Genomic DNA, 17646 nt, shown 5'->3' with positions numbered 1-17646 from the left:
CGGCGTCAGAGCGCGAATCCGTCGTCGGCCGCGATCACGGCACCGTTGACGAAATGGCTCTGCCCGCTGGCGAGCAGCACGATCAGGYCGTCGAGGTCCTCGGGCTTGCCGACACGCTTGCGCGGCAGCATTCCGACCAGCTTCTGGCCGCCATCGGTCACCCAGTGCTCCTCGTTGAGCTCGGTGGCGATATAGCCGGGGCACAGGGCGTTGACGTTGATGCCGAAGCGGCCCCATTCGAGGGCCATCGCCTTGGTCATCTGCACCACCGCGGCCTTGCTCATGCAGTAGACGCCGATCTGCGGCAGCACCTTGAGCGCCGCCACCGACGCGATGTTGATGATGCGCCCGCCCACGTAGGTGCCCGGCGCCGCGCCCCTGGCGCGCGCCAGCATGCGCTTGCCGACCTCCTGCGCGACGAAGAACGAGCCCTTGACGTTGGTATCGAAGATGAAGTCGTAGTCGTCGCCCGAGACGTCCTGCAGCCGCCGGGTGCTGCTGACACCGGAGTTGTTGACCAGCACATCGATGGCCCCGACCTCGGTCTCGGCGCGCGCCACGGCGGCCTTGATGCTGCCCAGGTCGGTGACGTCGAGCTCGACCACGTGGGCATCGCCGCCCTCGCCTTCGATGCGCGCGCGCAGTTCCTTGAGCCGGTCAGTGTTTCGGCTGGCCAGCACCACCGCGGCGCCGGCGCGAGCCAGCGTCCTGGCGAACTGCGCGCCGAGGCCGCTCGACGCCCCCGTGACGAAGGCCACGCGCCCCGAAAGATCGATGCTGTAAGCCATGGAAAGAGGTCCTGTTGGAGTCTCCGAGGCGACGGCCCGGAACGCATGCGGGCGACGCATAAAATGGCCCGGCCCGCCGCGGTGCCTCGCACCTTCAAAACATTATCGACGAGACCCACATGACGCATGACGAAATACTCGCCCAGTTCGGCCCCCGCGAAGCCATGGAATACGACGTGGTCGTGGTCGGCGCCGGCCCGGGCGGCCTCGCGACCGCCATCCGCCTGAAGCAGCTGGCCGCTTCGCACGGCAAGGACATCTCTGTGGTCGTGCTCGAGAAGGGTTCGGAGCCCGGCGCACACATTCTTTCGGGCGCGATCATGGATCCGCGCGCGCTGTACGAACTGCTGCCCGACTGGGAGGAACTCGGTGCGCCGCTGAACCAGCCGGTCACCCGCGACACCTTCCTGATGATGACCGAGACCGGCGCCACCCGGACGCCGAACTTCCTATTGCCGAAGAACTTCCACAACGAAGGCAACTACATCGTGAGCCTGGGCAACGTGGTGCGCTGGCTGGCGCAACAGGCCGAGGCGCTCGGCGTCGAGATCTTCGCGGGCTTCCCGGCCGCCGAGGTGCTCTACACCGAGGACGGCAAGGTGCGCGGCGTCGCCACCGGCAACCTCGGCATCGGCAAGGACGGCGAGCCGACCGAGAACTTCCAGCTCGGCATGGAGTTGCACGCCAAGTACACCATCTTCGCCGAAGGCGCACGCGGCCACCTGGGCCGCCAGCTGATCGCGAAGTACAAGCTCGACGCCGGCAAGGACCCGCAGAGCTACGGCATCGGCATCAAGGAGCTGTGGGAGATCGACCCGGCGCGCCACGAGCCGGGCCTGGCGGTCCACACGGCCGGCTGGCCCCTGCCCTCGGACACCTATGGCGGCTCGTTCCTGTACCACGCCGAGAACAACCAGCTGATCATCGGCTACGTGGTGGGCCTGGACTACCAGAACCCGTACATGAGCCCGTTCGAGGAGTTCCAGCGCTTCAAGACCCACCCCAACATCCGCTGGTACTTCGAAGGTCAGGACAAGGGCCTGAAGGCGCCCAAGCGACTGAGCTACGGCGCGCGCGCGATCACCGCGGGCGGCCTCCTGTCGCTGCCCAAGACCGTGTTCCCGGGCGGCGCGCTGGTGGGCTGCGAAGCCGGCTATCTCAACGCCAGCCGCATCAAGGGCAGCCACGCCGCGATCAAGACCGGCATGCTGGCCGCCGAAGCCGCCTACGAGGCCGTGATGGCGGGCCGCCAGCAGGACGAGCTCTCCGCCTATCCGGCCGCCTTCGAGAAGAGCTGGCTGCACACCGAACTGAACAAGGCGCGCAACTTCAAGCAGTGGTTCAAGAAGGGCCTGGCCGTCGGCACGGTGATGACCGGCATCGAGCAGCTCGTGCTGCGCGGTCACATCCCGTGGACCGTGCACCGCCACCAGGCCGACCACGAGCGCCTCAAGCCCGCGGCGTCGAGCAAGAAGATCGCCTACCCCAAGCCCGACGGCAAGCTCACCTTCGACCGGCTGTCTTCGGTGTTCATCAGCAACACCAACCACGAAGAGAACCAGCCGGCGCACCTGACGCTGAAGAACGCCGCCGTGCCGACCGAGATCAACCTGCCCGAGTACGCCGGCCCCGAGAGCCGCTACTGCCCGGCGGGCGTCTACGAGTTCGTGCCGGACAGCGAGGGCAAGGAACGCCTGCAGATCAACGCGCAGAACTGCGTGCACTGCAAGACCTGCGACATCAAGGACCCGACGCAGAACATCGTCTGGGTCACGCCCGAGGGCGGCGGCGGACCGAACTACGTCGGGATGTAGAAGAGGCGCCCTCGCCCCTGCCCGGGCCCCCTCGGCGAGCGGTGGGGCCCCCAGGCCGGCGCCGGGCCGCCCCAAGGCGGCCTGCGGCCCCCTCGGGGGGCAGCGACCCACACGCAGTGGGGGAGCGTGGGGGCCCTTTATTTGCCGATCAGTTGGGTCAGCCGCTCGGCCTCGAAGCACTCGTCGCGGGCCGCATCGCCCGGCACGCAATCCTTCTTGCCGGGCTGCGCCGACAGCGCCTCGATCGCCTTCCAGAGCAACGCGATCTGGTGGTCCTGGCTCGACGCACTGTCGATCAGCCCTTTCATGGCCTGGCTCAACGGATCGTCCTCGAGCGTGATGCCGTAGGCCGAGAACTTGGCCGCCGGACTGGCCAGGTCGGCGCTCTCGCCGGTCTTGGACGGGATGATCCGGGCCGGGATGCCGACGGCCGTCGCACCGGCGGGCACCGGCTTGATCACCACCGCATTGCTGCCGATCTTGGCGCCGTCGCCGACCAGGAAGCCGCCCAGCACCTTCGCGCCGGCGCTCACCACCACGTCGCGGCCCAGCGTCGGGTGCCGCTTGGCCCCCTTGTAGAGCGAGGTACCGCCCAGCGTCACGCCCTGGTAGATGGTGCAGCCGTCGCCGATCTCGGCGGTCTCGCCGACCACCACGCCCATCGCGTGATCGAAGAACACCCGGTCGCCGACGATCGCCCCGGGATGGATCTCGATGCCGGTGAACCAGCGCGAGCATTGCGAGATGAAACGGCCGACCCATTTGAGCCCATGTCCCCAGCACCAGTGCGCGAGGCGGTGCAGCACCACGGCGTGGAGGCCGGGATAGAGGGTCAACACCTCCCAGCGCGTGCGGGCCGCCGGGTCGCGGTCGAGGATGCACTGGATGTCGGAACGCAGGCGCGAGAACATGCGGGTTCTTGTTATATGGATAGGGGGTCGGCAGTCTAAATCCCCGACCCATCGCGCACGGGAGATGGGGTTTTCGGATCGTCCTTCGCCGCATCGGCCATCGCCTTGGCGATGCCGCGCAGGATGTGGATCTCCTCCGGCGTCGGCTGCGCCCGGTTGAAGAGCTGCTGCAGCCGCGGCATCAGCTTCTTGGGCGCCTCGGGGTCGAGAAAGCCGATCTTGACCAGCGAGCGCTCCCAGTGCTCGAGCATGCCCGCCACCGACTGCGCGTCGGCCGCGCGGGGCGGCGGCGTGGCGTCGCGCACGGCGTAGCCGCCCAGGGCCAGCCGCCATTCGTAGGCGACCACCTGGATCGCCGCGCCCAGGTTCAACGAACCGAAGGCCGGATCGGTCGGGATGCTGAGCGCGACATTGCAGCGGTAGACGTCCTCGTTGCGCATGCCGAAGCGCTCGGAGCCGAACAGGAAGGCGACGTGCTGCTCTTCGCCTTTGGCCAGCGGCTCCAGGTGCTCGCGCGGCGTGCGGGTCGGCGGGCCGAAGTCGCGCGGGATCATCGCGGTCGCGCACAGATGGGTGACGCCGTCGAGGGCCTCGTCCAGGGTCTCGACGATGCGCGCGTTGTTCAGCACGTCGAGCGCCCCGCTGGCGCGCTGGATGGTTTCCTCGCGCCGCAGCACGTTGGCCCAGCGCGGCGCCACCAGCACGAGGTCGTCGAAGCCCATGGTCTTCATGGCGCGGGCGGCGGCGCCGACATTGCCGGCATGGCTGGTCTGGATCAGGATGAAACGGGTACGCATGGAGGGCTCGGCCAGGGGTTCGGGACGCCGGCTTCGCGGAGCCGGTAAAATCCCCCGATTCTCGCCGCCCGCATCGCCGGGCCGCTTTCCAGGGGGCCACCGCATCCACCGATCGCCCCTTTTTCGTTCTTCACACAATTCATGTCGTCCCCCAACCTGCACCCCATGCTCAACGTGGCCGTCAAGGCCGCCCGCGCCGCCGGCGCCATCATCAATCGCGCCGCGCTCGACGTCGAAGCGGTGCGCATCTCGCAGAAGCAGGTCAACGACTTCGTGACCGAAGTCGATCATGCGAGCGAGCACGCGATCATCGAGACGCTGCTCACCGCCTACCCGGGGCACGGCATCCTGGCCGAGGAATCGGGCTCCCAGCACGGGGCCAAGGACTCGGACTTCGTCTGGATCATCGATCCGCTGGACGGCACCACCAACTTCATCCACGGCTTCCCGGTCTACTGCGTCTCGATCGCGCTGTCGGTGCGCGGCAAGATCGAGCAGGCGGTCATCTACGACCCGAGCCGCAACGACCTCTTCACGGCCACCAAGGGCCGCGGCGCCTTCATGAACGACCGCCGCCTGCGCGTGAGCAAGCGCACCCGGCTGTCCGAGTGCCTGATCTCGACCGGCTTCCCGTTCCGCACCGGCGACAACTTCAAGCAGTACCTGGCCATCATGGCCGACCTGATGCCGCGCGCGGCCGGCCTGCGCCGCCCCGGCGCGGCGGCGCTCGACCTGGCCTATGTGGCGGCCGGCTTCACCGACGCCTTCTTCGAGACCGGCCTCAACATCTGGGACGTGGCAGCCGGCTCGCTGATCGTCACCGAGGCCGGTGGCCTGATCGGCAACTTCACCGGCGAGCCGGAGTTCCTCGACCAGCGCGAGTGCCTGGCGGGCGCGCCGCGCATCTATGGCCAGCTGGTGCCGCTGCTGGCCAAGTATTCCAAGTTCGCGGGCCTGGACGACAAGCTTCGCGCCAGCGACCGCGTGCGCGCGGTCGATCCCTCGGCCCACGCGGGCGACACCTACGCCCGCAGCACCATCGAGGCCACGCCCGAGCCGGCTTCCGGCGTCGAAGCCGCCGCCGCGGCCACCGTGCCCGCGGCGCCGCGCAAGCTCACGCGCATCCGCCGCGAGCCGCCCGCCACGCCCGCCGAAGGCGACGCCGCCGCGAAGTGATGCACTCGCCGAGCGCGGCCGCCGTCCGCAGCCGCGCCGCGATGCGCGTGGCACTGGGCCACTACATCGCCAACGGCCTGTCGGTGGCGCTCGGGCTGCTGCTGATCTCGGGCGGCGTGCACCTGGTGCTGGGCACCCTCGCGGCCACCGCCGCCTCGGTCGGCGTCATCGTGACCGCCCCGCCCGACCTGCCCGCGCCGCGCCGCGGCAAGTTCCTGCAGATGCTGCCGGCACCGCTGATCGGGCTGCCGCTGTTCTTCCTCGTGCAGATGCTGCACGCGGCGCCGCTGCGGCTCGGCCTGGTGCTGGTGCCGGCCACCTTCCTGGCCTTCCTCGCGATGGCCTGGGGCAAGCGCGGCATCCCGATCGCGATCGCGGTGATGTTCTCGATGATCTTCTCGATGTCGACGCCGAAGCCCGTCGACATGGCCGAGGCCGTGCAGCGAACGCTGTATTTCGGTCTCGGGGCCGGGCTCTACGTGATCTACGCGGTGCTCGCCAACCTGGCGCTCAACGCCCGCTACCGGGTGCAAGTGATGGCCGACCTGCTGCTCTCGCTGGCGGCGCTGATGCGCACCGAGGCCCGCCAGTTCACGCCGCGCGACGATTCCGGCGACATCCGCGAAGTGCCGGCCTCCCTGCTCGGCCAGCTGCTGGGGCAGCAGGCCGCGCTGGCCGACCAGTTGCAGGCGGCCCGCGACATCGTGCTCGAATCGCCGCGCACGCCCCACCGGCAGCGGCTCGCCGGCATGCTGATGACGGTGCTCGAACTGCGCGACCTGCTGCTGGCCAGCGAGCTCGACCTGGATGCGCTCAAGACGCACCCGGGCCACGCGGCGGCGCTGGTGGAAATGCGGCGCATCCTCGAGGCGCTGGCCGGCGACACCACGGCGCTGGCCGATGCGTTGCTGCTGGGACGCCAGCCCCCGACGGTGGTCGACCGCCGCCGCGAACTCACGGCCATCCACCTCGAACAGGAAGCCCTGCCGGCGCGCAGCTACGTCGGCCCGACACCGGCCATGCTGGCGCGCGGGCTGGCCAGCCGCATCGGCCACATCAACGACGAGATTCTGCGGCTGTCGGCGCTGGCCCGCGGCGACCGCGAGCCCGACCTCGCGGTGGTACGGGCCAGCTGGCAGATGTTCGTGAGCCCCACCGAATGGTCGTTGCGGCCCTTTCTCGCGCTCTGGCGCTGGGACGCACCGCCGCTGCGCCACGCCATCCGGGCCGCGCTGGCGATCGCGGCCGGCTACGGCGTCGCGCTCGCGCTGCCCTGGGGCTCGCACGACTACTGGATCCTGCTGACCATCGTGGTGGTGCTCCGGGGCAGCCTGTCGCAGACCCTGGAGCGGCGCAACAGCCGCGTCGCCGGCACGCTGCTGGGCTGCGTCTTCGCGGTGGCCCTGCTGTCGGCGCATCCGTCGCCGCTGGCGCTTCTCGCCGGGATGACGCTGGCGCAGGCGATCGCCCACGGCTTCGCGGTGCGGCGCTACCTGATCACCGCGGTGGCGGCCACCGTGCTCGGACTGGTCCAGGCCCACATGCTCAACACCGGCATGAGCACCACCTTCGCGCTGTTCGAACGCGTGGCCGACACCCTGATCGGCGCCGCGCTGGCCTGGGCCTTCTGCTACGTGCTGCCGTCCTGGGAGCGCGGCCAGATCCCGGCCCTGGTGGCGCGCGTGCTGGGCGCCCAGGCGCGCCATGCGCGGCTGGCACTGGGGCTGGGCCAGCTGCGCTCGGTGGGCGTCAGCCCCGAACTCGAATGGCGGCTGGCGCGCCGCGAGGCCTACGACAGCCTCTCGGCCCTGGTGCAGGCGACGCAGCGCTCGCTGTCGGAACCGCGCGCGGTGCAGCCGCCGCTCGAACCGCTGGAGCACCTGCAGGCCCACAGCTACCAGCTGCTGGCCCAGTTGAGCGCGGTCAAGTCGATGCTCGTGCTGCGGCGCGACCGGCTCACGCCCGCCGAGATCGAAGGCCCGCTCGCGCGCACGGCCCAGCGCATCGACGCCATGATCGGCACGGCACCGACCGGGGGCCCCGCGATGCCGGACAGCGCCCCCGCGACCACCCTGGCCGGCCGGGTTCCGCTGCCCGACCCCTTCGACAACGACGTCACGCCGTGGCTGCTGCGCCGGCTCGACCTCGCCACGGGCATCGCGGCGCAACTGCGCGACGATGCGGCACGCATCCTGCAACCCCTCTCGGAGGACAGTCCCCGGACCGCCTGATGCTCCTGAAACTGATCGCCTATCCGTGGTTCGGCCCCCTGCTGGCCGCGCTGCTCGCCGTGCCGCTGGCGCTGCTGGCCCACCGGGTGGCCGGGCTGGTGCTCGAACGCGTCACCCGCTCGGTGCCGGCGCTGCACGCAATGCTGCTCGCGATCAAGCGGCCGGCCCAGGTCGTGCTGCCCCTGATCGCGCTGCAACTGGTCTGGCAGGCCGCGCCCGACGACCTGCGCTTCATCGGCAACGTCCGCCATCTCAACGGTCTGCTGCTGATCGCGGCGGCGACCTGGCTCGCGGTCGACGCGGTCAGCGGCTTCGCCGAAGGCATGGTCAAGCAGCATCCCTCGGACATCCGGGACAACCTGGAGGCCCGCCGCGTGCTGACCCAGGCGCGGGTGCTGGCGCGCACCGCCAACTCGGTGCTGCTGGTGGCGGGCGCCGCGCTGATGCTCATGACCTTCCCGGGGGCGCGCCAGGTCGGCGCCAGCCTGCTGGCCTCGGCCGGCGTGATCGGCATCGTCGCCGGCCTGGCAGCCAAGCCGGTGTTCAGCAACCTGATCGCCGGCCTGCAGATCGCGCTGGCGCAGCCGATCCGGCTCGACGACGTGCTGGTGGTCGAGGGCGAATGGGGGCGGGTCGAAGAGATCACCGGCACCTTCGTGGTGCTGCGGATCTGGGACGACCGGCGGCTCATCCTGCCGCTCACCTACTTCATCGAGAAGCCGTTCCAGAACTGGACCCGCCACGACTCCCAGCTGCTCGGCTCGGTCTTCGTCTTCGCCGACTACGGCATGCCGCTGGCGCCGCTGCGGGCCGAGGTCGAGCGCATCGTGAAGGCCGCGCCAGAATGGGACGGCCGCTTCTTCAACCTGCGCGTGACCGACGCCACCGAACGCACGATGCAGATCCGCGTGCTGTGCACCGCGGCGTCGTCGGCGCTGGCGTTCGACCTGCGCTGCACGGTGCGCGAGGGACTGATCGACTTCATGCAGCGCGAGTACCCGCAGTTCCTGCCGCGGATGCGGATCGAGGGCGACGCGGCGCGACCGCCCGCTGCGGCGCGGCCGGAGCAGCCCTGAGCCGAAGCACCCCGCGGATCGCCTCGATCAGCAGGCGCGCGCCTTCGCCGACCTCGCCGGTGCGGCGCATGGTGAGGCCGACCGCCCCCTCGGTGCTTGCGGTGTCGATCGCCAGCCGCGCGAGTTCGCCGCGCGCCAGATGGCCTTCCACGGCCCCCTGCGGCGCGAACCAGACGGCATCGGTGCGCTGCAGCAGGCCGAGGGCGAAGCTGGTATCGGTCGTCTCGACCTGGCAGCGCGGCGGCGCCATGCCCTGCGACAGCAGGAAGGCGTCCACCGTGTGGCGGATCAGCGTGCCCGACACCGGAACCACCATCGGAAATGGCGCCAGCGCCTCGAGCGCCAGCCGCGGCTGCGCGGCGAGCGGATGGCCGGGCCGCACGGCCAGCAGCAGCGGCTCGCTGTAGAGCTGCTCGAACGCCAGATCCGCCATCGCCGACGCCTGGGCGATGCGGCCCAGCACGAGGTCGATCTCGCCCTGGCGCAGCTGGGTCATCAATTGCGCATTGGTGCCGCTGGCCACCCGTACGCGCAAGGCGGGGGCGGCGGCGTGCAGGGCCGCGATGGCGGCGGGCAGCAGGTTGGCGGCCATGTTCGGCAAGGCGCCGACCGCCACGCTGACCTGGTCCCGCTCGGGTTGATCGAGCGCGAGGCCGAAGCCCTCGCGCAGTCCGCGCAGGGCGGCGACCGCATGACGCACCAGCACCTCGGCCGCCGGCGTCAGCTCGACGCCGCGGCGACGCCGCAGCAGCAACTGGCGGCCGACGATGTCCTCGAGTTCGGCGACGGTCTTGGAGACCGCCGGCTGGGTCAGCGCGAGCGCCTTGGCCGCGCGCACCAGGTTGCGCTCCTGCGCGACCATCACGAGGCACTGCAGGTGGCGCAGCTTGAGGCGAGCAAAGTTCATGGCTGACACGGTCACGCCCTCCTGACTTGAATGCTCCAAATATAACTAGCCGGAATAGCTGACGGAACAGCTTTCAGTTGTGCCGCTGCGGCGCAGCTCCTAGAGTGGGCGCCACGGACATCGCCGAAGCGGCCCCATCCCGACGCCGCAGGCCCCGATCACGGAGACCCGACCCCATGACTCGCCACCCTTTCCCGGGCGCACTGCGCCGTCTCGGCCACGCGGCCGCCTGCGTCCTGCTGGCCCTGGGCCCCGGCGCCACGATCGCGCATGCCGATGCGGCCTACCCCACCAAGCCGGTGAAGCTGATCACCAACTTCCCTCCGGGCGGCCCGCTCGACATCCTCGGCCGCGCGCTCGCCAAACCGCTGCAGGCGGACCTCAAGCAGCCCTTCATCGTCGACAACCGGCCCGGCGCCGGCGGCAACATCGGGGCCGACCTGGTCGCGAAGAGCCCGGCCGACGGCTACACGGTGCTGCTGACGATCGACACCACCTTCACGATCAATCCGCACCTCTACGCCTCGATGCCCTTCGCGACGAAGGACCTGAAGCCGTTGATGATCTTCAGTTCCTCGGGCCTCGCCTTCGGCGTCGGCAGTTCGGTCGGCGCCAGGACGCTGCCGGAGTTCGTGACGCAGAGCAAGGCCGAACCCGCCACCTTCGGCTCCGCGGGCAACGGCAGCCCGGGCCACATCGCCGCCGAGATCTTCTCCAACGCGACCGGCGCGAAGATCACGCACGTGCCCTACAAGGGCAACGCACCGGCCGTGATGGCGCTGCTGTCGAACGAAGTCCAGGCCGGCATCCTCGCCACGCCGGGCCTGTTGCCGCATCTGCAGGCAGGCAAGGTGCGGGCCCTGGCCGTCACCGGGCGCCAGCGCTCGCCGCTGCTGCCGCAGGTGCCCACGGTCGGCGAACTGGGGCTCAAGGACCTCGAGTTCGAAGTGCTCTACCTGGCGATGGTGCCCGCGGCCACGCCCGACGCCGTGGTCCAGACGCTGCGCGAAGCCTTGCAGTCCGCACTCGCCCAGCCCGAGGTGAAATCGCGCCTGGCGACGCTGGACATGGTCGCGCTCGGCGAGGTCGGCAGCGCGGCGTCGGAACGCCTGAATGCTGCCCAGTTGCGCTATGGCCGGATCGTCAAGACAACCGGCATGAAAGTGGATTGATGCTGTGCTGGCGAACGATTCAAGCCTGCGCCGCGCCACGCCGGCCGCGGTCCGCCTTGGGCAGCACGGCTTCGCCGGCCATGCGCTCGGCGCGGGCCTGCAGGCGGCGAAGCGCATCGTCCAGCCCGCAGGCGGCGTCGGCGTCCAGCGCCTCCATCAGCTCGGCATTGATCTGCGTCACCAGCGGGAACAGCTCGTCGTACAGCCCGTGCCCGCGCGCCGTGAGGCCCAGCAGCACCTGGCGGCGGTCGCCCGCCGGGTGCGCGCGCGACAACAGGCCCTTGGCGACCAGCGAACCTACCGCCTTCGAGGTGCGGGCCCGATCGAGCTGGGCGTGCTCGGCCAGTTGCGAGGAGCTCAGCTCGCCGCGGCTGGCGAGCGTGGCGATCAGGCGCCACTCGCGCCGCGTGATGCCGAAGCGTCCCTCGCAAAGCCGGATGACCATGCTCCCGCCGACCGCGATCAGGCGCGACAGCCGGTACAGCAGCAGGTCGTCCAGCGGGCGGCGTGGCGGCGAGCTCATCTAGTGGTTTGTCCTTGGAATGGTTGATTTGATCAATCGGATGCCGCGACTCTAAAGTCAATCCAAAGGAAACCAGGACCCCATGCACCCCAGAATCGACCGCCGCCGCGTCCTCGCCGCCCTGGGCGGCCTCGCATTGACGCCGCTGGCCCGCGCCCAGGCCTTCACGCCGGGCCAACCCATCAAGGTCCTGATCGGCGTGCCGGCCGGCGGCACCCAGGACGTGCTGACCCGCGCCATCGCGCACGAGGTGCGCGATTCGCTCGGCCCGCTGATCATCGACAACCGCTCGGGCGCCGCGGGACGCATCGCGGTCGAGGCCGTGAAGACCGCGGCCCCAGACGGCCGCACGCTGCTGCTGGGCACGGCCAGCATGATGACCATGTTCCCGAGCGCCTACCGCAATCTCTCGTACGACCCGATCAAGGACTTCGTGCCGATCGTCAACGCGGCCCGCTTCGAGCTCGCGCTGGTGGTCGGCAAGGACGTGCCCGCGAACACGCTGCCCGAGTTCCTGGCCTGGGCCAAGGCGCAGGGCGACAAGGTGAGCTTCGCCTCGTACGGCGCCGGGACGCCGTCGCACTTCCTCGGCGAGATGCTCAACCGCTCGGCCGGGCTCAGGATGGTCCACGTGCCGTATCGCGGCTCGACGCCGGCCCGCCAGGACGTGATGGGCGGCACCGTCCCGGTGTACTTCGACACGATCGGCGGCGCACTCCAGATGCTGCCCACCGGCCGCGTGAAGGTGCTCGCGACCAGCGGCGACAAGCGCTCGCCGCTGATGCCCGACCGGCCGACCTTCACCGAAGCGGGCCTGAAGGACGTGGTCGCGACCGCCTGGTTCGCCTACTACGCGCCCCTGAAGACACCGCAGCCGATCGTCGACAAGCTGCGCGCCGAATTCACCCGCGCCGTGAATTCGCGCGAGGTGCGCCAGCAGTTGCTGCAGAACGGCATGTACCCGGTGGGCGATGGCCCCGAAGCCCTGTTGAAGACAATGCGCGAGGACACCGCCCGCTGGGGCGCCATCATGGCGGCCGTGAACTTCCAGGCCAACGACTGACCTCGCACATCGGAGCACCCATGTTTTCTCGTCGACTCATTCCCCGCCTCGCCGCCGCCCTCGCCCTCGCCGCCGCGACACTGTGCGCCCATGCCCAGGCCCTCGAAGGCGGCCCGCTGCACATCGTGGTCGGCTATGCCGCCGGCGGCGCCACCGACCGCGTGGCGCGCATCGTCGGCGACAAGCTGCAGGCCAGGCTGGGCGTACCGGTGATCGTCGACAACAAGCCCGGCGCGGGCGGACGGCTGGCAGCGCAGCAGGTCAAGGCGACGCCGGCGGGGCAGAACGTGCTGATGCTCGCCAATCCGGCCGTGATGGTGGTCGCGCCGCTGGTCTTCAAGGACAACGGCTACGACGCCGAGCGCGACTTCGTGCCGGTGTCCCACGTGAACGACTACGAGTTCGCGCTGGCCGTGTCGACCGCGGTGCCGGTGCGCGAACTGCCGCACCTGCTGGCGTGGATGCGCGCCAACCCCGAGAAGGCCAACTTCGGCGTTCCGGCGACCGGCAGCCTGCCGCATTTCTTCGGTCTCATGATGGGCGAGAAGGCCAAGGTGCGGGCCGAGGTGGTCGGCTACCGCGGCTCGGGCCCGCTGCTCACCGACCTGATCGGCGGCCAGGTGCCGATCGCCTTCGACACCTTCGACGTCGACCTGCCGCAGCACCAGGCCGGCAAGATCCGCATCCTGGCCGTGTCGGGCGCCAAGCGCTCGCCCTTCGCGCCCGAGATCCCGACCTTCAAGGAAGCCGGCCTCGACCTGGTCGCCACCGGATGGAACACCTTCTTCGCCCCCGCGACCATGCCGAAGGACAAGGTCGAGCGCCTGTCGCAGGCGATCCGCGAAGTCATGCAGGACCCGGACACCCAGCGCCGCTTCAAGGACACGCTGATGACACCCGTGGTCAGCACCCAGGCCCAGACCGAGGCCATGCTCAAGGCCTACCGGGCGCAATGGGCGCCGGTGGTCCAGAAATCCGGCTACCAACCCTGAGAAAAATGCAACGACCCAACATCATCTTCATCGTGGCCGACGACCTCGGCCACGCCGACCTCGGCTGCTACGGCGGCCGCGACGCATCGTTCGGACCGGTGTCGCCGGTGCTCGACGGCCTCGCGGCGAAGGGCATGCGCTTCACGCAGGGCTATGCCAATTCGCCCGTCTGCTCGCCGACGCGTTTCGCGATGATCACCGCGCGCTACCAGTACCGGCTGCGCGGCGCGGCCGAGGAGCCGATCAACAGCAAGAGCCGCGGCAGCGCCACGCTGGGCCTGCCCACCGACCAGCCCACCCTGCCCTCGCTGCTGCGCGGCGCCGGCTACCGCACGGCCCTGATCGGCAAGTGGCACCTGGGTTATCCGCCGACTTTCGGCCCGCTGCGCTCGGGCTACGAGGAGTTCTTCGGCCCGATGTCGGGCGGCGTCGACTACTTCACGCACTGCGACTCCAGCGGCCGGCACGACCTGTGGTCCGGCGAGGAGGACTGCCCGCAGGAGGGCTACCTCACCGACCTTCTGTCGCGCCGCGCGGTCGACTACGTCGAGCGCATGGCGCAGCAGGAAGCGCCCTTCTTCCTGAGCCTGCACTACACGGCGCCGCACTGGCCCTGGGAAACGCGCGAGGATGCCGCGAAAGCGCCGGCGGTGAAGGACAACCTGTTCGACCTTTCGGGCGGGAACATCCATACCTATCGCCGCATGATCCACCACATGGACGAAGGCATCGGCTGGATCATGGCGGCGCTCGAGAAGCACGGCATGGCCGACAACACGCTGGTGGTCTTCACCAGCGACAACGGCGGCGAGCGCTTCTCCGACAACTGGCCGCTGGTCGGCGGCAAGATGGATCTGACCGAGGGCGGCATCCGGGTGCCGTGGATCGCGCACTGGCCGAAGGTGATCGTTGCCGGCGGCGTGAGCGGACAGCAGTGCATGACGATGGACTGGTCGGCCACGATGCTGGAGGCGGCGGGCGCGGCGGCCGATCCGGCGTTCCCGCTCGACGGGGTGTCCCTGCTGCCGGTGCTGCGCGACGCCACCAGAACCTTCGCGCGCCCGCTGCACTGGCGCATGAACCATCGCGGCCAGCGCGCGCTGCGCGACGGCGATTGGAAGTACCTGCAGGTCGACGGCAACGAGTACCTGTTCAACATCCCGGCCGACGAGCGCGAACGGGCCAACCAGGCCCACAAGGAGCCCGCACGGCTGGCCGCGATGCGCGAGTCCTGGCTGGCCTGGAATGCGACGATGCCGGCGATTCCGGAGGACGCAACCGTCAGCCTCGGTTACTCCGTCAAGGACATGCCGAGTAGGTAGGCTCGCCCCCAGGTTGCCCGCACTTCGTGTCGGGCGCCCACCCCCTACCGGGGGCAACACCGGCGGACTGGCAAAGCCAGATCCGCGGTGTTTCACGAACGGGCCTGGCTGCGCCGGCCCTGAAACAGAAAAAGCCCCTCGCGAGGGGCTCTTTTGTGGGGCCGCTTGGCTTAGCTGGCCTGGATGCGCAGGGCTGGGCGCTGCGCGGAGGCGCGCAGGAAGTGCACGGTACGCACCAGCGCGCGGAAGCCTGCGCCGAGGCGCTTCAGGGCCGGCGCGAAGACCGACGGCTCGTCGCGGCCGATGTGGCGCGCATCGTCGTTGGCCAGCTCACGCTCGAACGTGTCGGTGAACTTGGGGTTGCGGGGGAAATAGGAGGTCGATGCGGTCATGCCTGCTATTTTAGGGGTTTACCCTAGTTTTCAAGACCCTCTGCCCGATACACCCACGCCCGGACCGGTATTTCGTCACGTTTTGCCGCCGGCCTCCGGACTGGCGGCCCATTGCACGGCCAGGATGCTGCCGAGCACCATCAACAACCCGACCAGCGACAGGCCCGTCATCGACTGGCCCAGCAAGGCCCAGCCCAGGATCACGGCCGTCAAAGGGCTCAGGAGACCGAGGGACGACACGGCCACCGACGGCAGGCGCGCGATGCCGCGGAACCACAGCGCATAGGCGAGCAAGGCGCCAACCAGCGACAGGTAGAGATAGCCCAGCAATTGCAAGGCGCTCAACGCCGGCAGCGGCGGATCGATCGCCCAGGCCATCGGCAGCAGGATCAAGCCGCCCGCCAGCAACTGCCACCCGGTGAAGGCCAGCACCGGCACATCGGGCCGCCAGCGCCGCGCCAGGAAGGTGCCGGCAGCCATGCAGGCCGCCCCGGCCAGGGCCGCCGCGATACCGACCGGGTCCCAGGCGGCGCCCGGCGACAACAGCAGCGCGGCCATGCCGACGATTCCCAGCAGAGCGGCGCCCACGGCCAGGCGCGCAGGCCGGCGTTGGTCCAGGGCCCAGGCCAGCCCCATCACCAACAGCGGCTGGATCGCGCCCACCACCGCCGCCAACCCACCGGGCAGCCGGTACGCGGCGACGAACAGCAGCGCCTGGAAGAAACCGATGTTCAGTGCCGAGAGCAGCGCCAGCCGGCCCCAGTCGCGCCGCGCCGGCAGACGCCGGACGAACAGCGTCAGCAGCAGGCCCGCCGGCAGGCAGCGCAGCAACGCCGCCGTGAACGGCCGGTCCGGCGGCAGCAGTTCGGTGGCGACGATGTAGGTGGAGCCCCAGATGGCGGGCGCGAGGGCGGTCAGGAGCACCTCGGTCCAGCGGGTGGATGTGTGTTCGGCCATCATCAAATTATCTTCAAATCAAGATAAGTAGCGTAGCAGATAATCTTGAACTCAAGACAAATGAGGATTTGCAGATGGGAACGGAACGACAGCCGGACGCGGTGGACGTCATCCTCGGTCAATGGCACCGGGAGCGGCCCGACCTCGATGTCGCCCCGATGGGACCGATCGGGCGCATCAACCGCTGCTCCGCCCTGCTGCAGCGCAGGCTGGACGAGGCCTTCGCGGCCTTCCAGCTGACCCATTGGGAGTTCGACGTGCTGGCCACGCTGCGGCGCTCGGGCGCACCCTTCCGGTTGGCACCGACGGCGCTGTTCTCGGCGCTGATGGTCAGCTCGGGCACCATGACGCATCGGCTCAAGGGCCTGGAAGCGCGCGGCCTGGTGCAGCGCCTGCCGCACCCCGAGGACGCACGCAGCATGCTGGTGCAGTTGACGCCGGACGGGCTCGCGCTGATCGACCGCGCAGTGGAGGCGCATGTCGAGAACGAGCACCGGATCCTTGCCGCCCTCAAACCTTCGGAGCTGGCGGCGCTGGACGCCCGCCTGTCGCGGCTGCTCGCCGTGCTGGAGCCGGCCGGCGACTGACTACAGCGGCCGCACCGGCATGCACAAGGTGCAGCGGAAGGCGCCGGTCTGCTCGTCGAGCGTGACGTCACAGCCATAGACCTCGACCGGCGGCGCGTCGTCGGCCTGGTAGCCGCTGTCGGGCAGCCAGTCGCACAGCCTCACCCAGGCGGCATGGATCTCGGCCGAGGTGCCGTGGAAATCCGTGCAGGCGTAGCGGCCACCGCGAAGCTCCTCGACGCCGATCTCGCCCACGGGCCGGAAACCGGCGTCGACCTCGATGCAGGCGTCGTACCGGCACTGCGCCGGCGGCGTGAGGTCCGCGTTGTCGTGGGCGATGCCATACATCACGCGGCGCGGCTGCATCAGCCCATGCTGGGCGCACCGAGCGGCGAAGCGCTGCCAGGTGCGCGTGATGCCGGAACTGCCATAGGGCCCGACGTGCCGCAGGAAGGCCACATGGGCCGGCGCCAGGGTTTCGAGCACGACCTTCATTCGCTCGTCCCCCGCCACCGGATCCGCCGTGCGTTCGGCTCGATGGATCTTGCCGAGCTCGGCGCGGCGGCGCTCGGCCCAGGCCCGGGAGCCGCCGCGCCGCCACGCGGTCGGCGTGACGCCGAAGTGGGCGCTGAACGCGCGCGTGAACACCGCCGCCGAACCGAAGCCGACGTCGAACGCGATCGTCAGCACCGGCTCGGGCGGAACGAGCAGCAGCCGGGTCGCCGCCACCTCCAGCCGGCGCCGCCGGACGCGATCGGCCAGCGTCTCGCCGGTCATGGCCTGGAACACCCGGTGGAAATGCCAGGCCGAAAAGTGCGCCACCGAGGCCAGCGTGGCGAGATCGAGCGGCCCCGCCAGATGGCTGTCGATGTGGTCGGTCACGCGGTGGATGCGCGCAACGTAGGTATGGCGCGGTGTGCTCAAGCCTTGACTCCGACTCTATTTAGATATATCTTTAA

General features: G+C 69.9%; 17 protein-coding genes. 9 read left to right on the top strand and 8 right to left on the bottom strand.

Features of this window, described 5'->3' with window-relative positions:
• Positions 1 to 5: 5 nt before the first annotated feature.
• Positions 6 to 788 (bottom strand): SDR family oxidoreductase, encoded by a 783-nt coding sequence (locus AB4Z46_RS30100; RefSeq protein WP_442287226.1) that lies wholly within the window; start codon positions 786 to 788, stop codon positions 6 to 8.
• Positions 789 to 907: 119 nt separating this feature from the next.
• Between AB4Z46_RS30100 and AB4Z46_RS30095 the strand changes: the two genes are divergently transcribed.
• Entirely contained in the window at positions 908 to 2602 is a 1695-nt protein-coding gene (locus AB4Z46_RS30095; protein WP_442287225.1) for an electron transfer flavoprotein-ubiquinone oxidoreductase, read from the top strand.
• Between the two features lie 137 nt (positions 2603 to 2739).
• Here AB4Z46_RS30095 and cysE read toward each other — a convergent pair whose 3' ends face one another.
• Together cysE and AB4Z46_RS30085 are read right to left on the bottom strand one after the other, a co-directional pair.
• Entirely contained in the window at positions 2740 to 3513 is a 774-nt protein-coding gene (gene cysE, locus AB4Z46_RS30090; RefSeq protein ID WP_442287224.1) for a serine O-acetyltransferase, read from the bottom strand.
• A 35-nt stretch (positions 3514 to 3548) separates the two neighbouring features.
• The gene (locus AB4Z46_RS30085; protein WP_442287223.1) at positions 3549 to 4310 is read right to left on the bottom strand and encodes an RNA methyltransferase; all 762 of its coding nucleotides are present in this window, start codon (positions 4308 to 4310) and stop codon (positions 3549 to 3551) included.
• Positions 4311 to 4451: 141 nt separating this feature from the next.
• Between AB4Z46_RS30085 and AB4Z46_RS30080 the strand changes: the two genes are divergently transcribed.
• From AB4Z46_RS30080 to AB4Z46_RS30070, 3 genes are read left to right on the top strand one after another with little or no spacing between them, the layout of a single operon-like run.
• Positions 4452 to 5486, top strand: coding sequence for an inositol monophosphatase family protein (locus AB4Z46_RS30080; RefSeq protein WP_442287222.1), 1035 nt, complete (start codon positions 4452 to 4454; stop codon positions 5484 to 5486).
• Positions 5486 to 7717, top strand: coding sequence for an FUSC family membrane protein (locus AB4Z46_RS30075; RefSeq protein WP_442287221.1), 2232 nt, complete (start codon positions 5486 to 5488; stop codon positions 7715 to 7717). Before AB4Z46_RS30080 ends, AB4Z46_RS30075 begins: the two co-directional genes overlap by 1 nt.
• The gene (locus tag AB4Z46_RS30070) at positions 7717 to 8793 is read left to right on the top strand and encodes a mechanosensitive ion channel family protein (protein ID WP_442287220.1); all 1077 of its coding nucleotides are present in this window, start codon (positions 7717 to 7719) and stop codon (positions 8791 to 8793) included. The genes AB4Z46_RS30075 and AB4Z46_RS30070 overlap by 1 nt, the downstream gene beginning before the upstream one ends.
• Here the strand turns inward: AB4Z46_RS30070 and pcaQ are convergent.
• Entirely contained in the window at positions 8699 to 9700 is a 1002-nt protein-coding gene (pcaQ, locus tag AB4Z46_RS30065; RefSeq protein WP_442287219.1) for a pca operon transcription factor PcaQ, read from the bottom strand. The genes AB4Z46_RS30070 and pcaQ overlap by 95 nt on opposite strands.
• 176 nt (positions 9701 to 9876) lie before the next feature.
• On the opposite strand from pcaQ, the gene AB4Z46_RS30060 reads away from it, so the two are divergent.
• Entirely contained in the window at positions 9877 to 10872 is a 996-nt protein-coding gene (locus tag AB4Z46_RS30060) for a Bug family tripartite tricarboxylate transporter substrate binding protein (protein WP_442287218.1), read from the top strand.
• Positions 10873 to 10891: 19 nt separating this feature from the next.
• On the opposite strand, the gene AB4Z46_RS30055 is transcribed toward AB4Z46_RS30060, so the two are convergent.
• Positions 10892 to 11395, bottom strand: coding sequence for a MarR family winged helix-turn-helix transcriptional regulator (locus tag AB4Z46_RS30055; protein ID WP_442287217.1), 504 nt, complete (start codon positions 11393 to 11395; stop codon positions 10892 to 10894).
• 82 nt (positions 11396 to 11477) lie between these two features.
• Between AB4Z46_RS30055 and AB4Z46_RS30050 the strand changes: the two genes are divergently transcribed.
• From AB4Z46_RS30050 to AB4Z46_RS30040, 3 genes are read left to right on the top strand one after another with little or no spacing between them, the layout of a single operon-like run.
• Entirely contained in the window at positions 11478 to 12458 is a 981-nt protein-coding gene (locus tag AB4Z46_RS30050) for a Bug family tripartite tricarboxylate transporter substrate binding protein (protein ID WP_442287216.1), read from the top strand.
• A 20-nt stretch (positions 12459 to 12478) separates the two neighbouring features.
• On the top strand, positions 12479 to 13450 hold the full coding sequence (locus AB4Z46_RS30045) for a Bug family tripartite tricarboxylate transporter substrate binding protein (RefSeq protein ID WP_442287215.1): 972 nt from the start codon (positions 12479 to 12481) through the stop codon (positions 13448 to 13450).
• 5 nt (positions 13451 to 13455) lie between these two features.
• Positions 13456 to 14772: a sulfatase family protein gene (locus AB4Z46_RS30040; RefSeq protein ID WP_442287214.1), complete on the top strand. Its 1317-nt coding sequence runs from the start codon at positions 13456 to 13458 to the stop codon at positions 14770 to 14772.
• Between the two features lie 170 nt (positions 14773 to 14942).
• Here the strand turns inward: AB4Z46_RS30040 and AB4Z46_RS30035 are convergent, their stop codons facing one another.
• Positions 14943 to 15164: a hypothetical protein gene (locus AB4Z46_RS30035; RefSeq protein ID WP_442287213.1), complete on the bottom strand. Its 222-nt coding sequence runs from the start codon at positions 15162 to 15164 to the stop codon at positions 14943 to 14945.
• Positions 15165 to 15239: 75 nt separating this feature from the next.
• On the bottom strand, positions 15240 to 16121 hold the full coding sequence (locus AB4Z46_RS30030) for an EamA family transporter (RefSeq protein ID WP_442287212.1): 882 nt from the start codon (positions 16119 to 16121) through the stop codon (positions 15240 to 15242).
• Positions 16122 to 16195: 74 nt separating this feature from the next.
• Here AB4Z46_RS30030 and AB4Z46_RS30025 point away from each other — a divergent pair, with 74 nt between their 5' ends.
• Complete coding sequence (locus tag AB4Z46_RS30025; protein ID WP_442287211.1) at positions 16196 to 16708, top strand: MarR family winged helix-turn-helix transcriptional regulator; 513 nt, start codon at positions 16196 to 16198, stop codon at positions 16706 to 16708.
• On the opposite strand, the gene AB4Z46_RS30020 is transcribed toward AB4Z46_RS30025, so the two are convergent.
• The gene (locus AB4Z46_RS30020) at positions 16709 to 17611 is read right to left on the bottom strand and encodes an AraC family transcriptional regulator (RefSeq protein WP_442287210.1); all 903 of its coding nucleotides are present in this window, start codon (positions 17609 to 17611) and stop codon (positions 16709 to 16711) included.
• Between the last annotated feature and the right edge of the window lie 35 nt (positions 17612 to 17646).

Source organism: Variovorax sp. M-6 (genome assembly GCF_052114385.1).
Taxonomy (GTDB): Bacteria; Pseudomonadota; Gammaproteobacteria; order Burkholderiales; family Burkholderiaceae_C; genus Variovorax.
The sequence above is the reverse complement of the archived record's forward strand: the minus strand, read 5'-3'. Positions and strand labels throughout refer to the sequence as shown.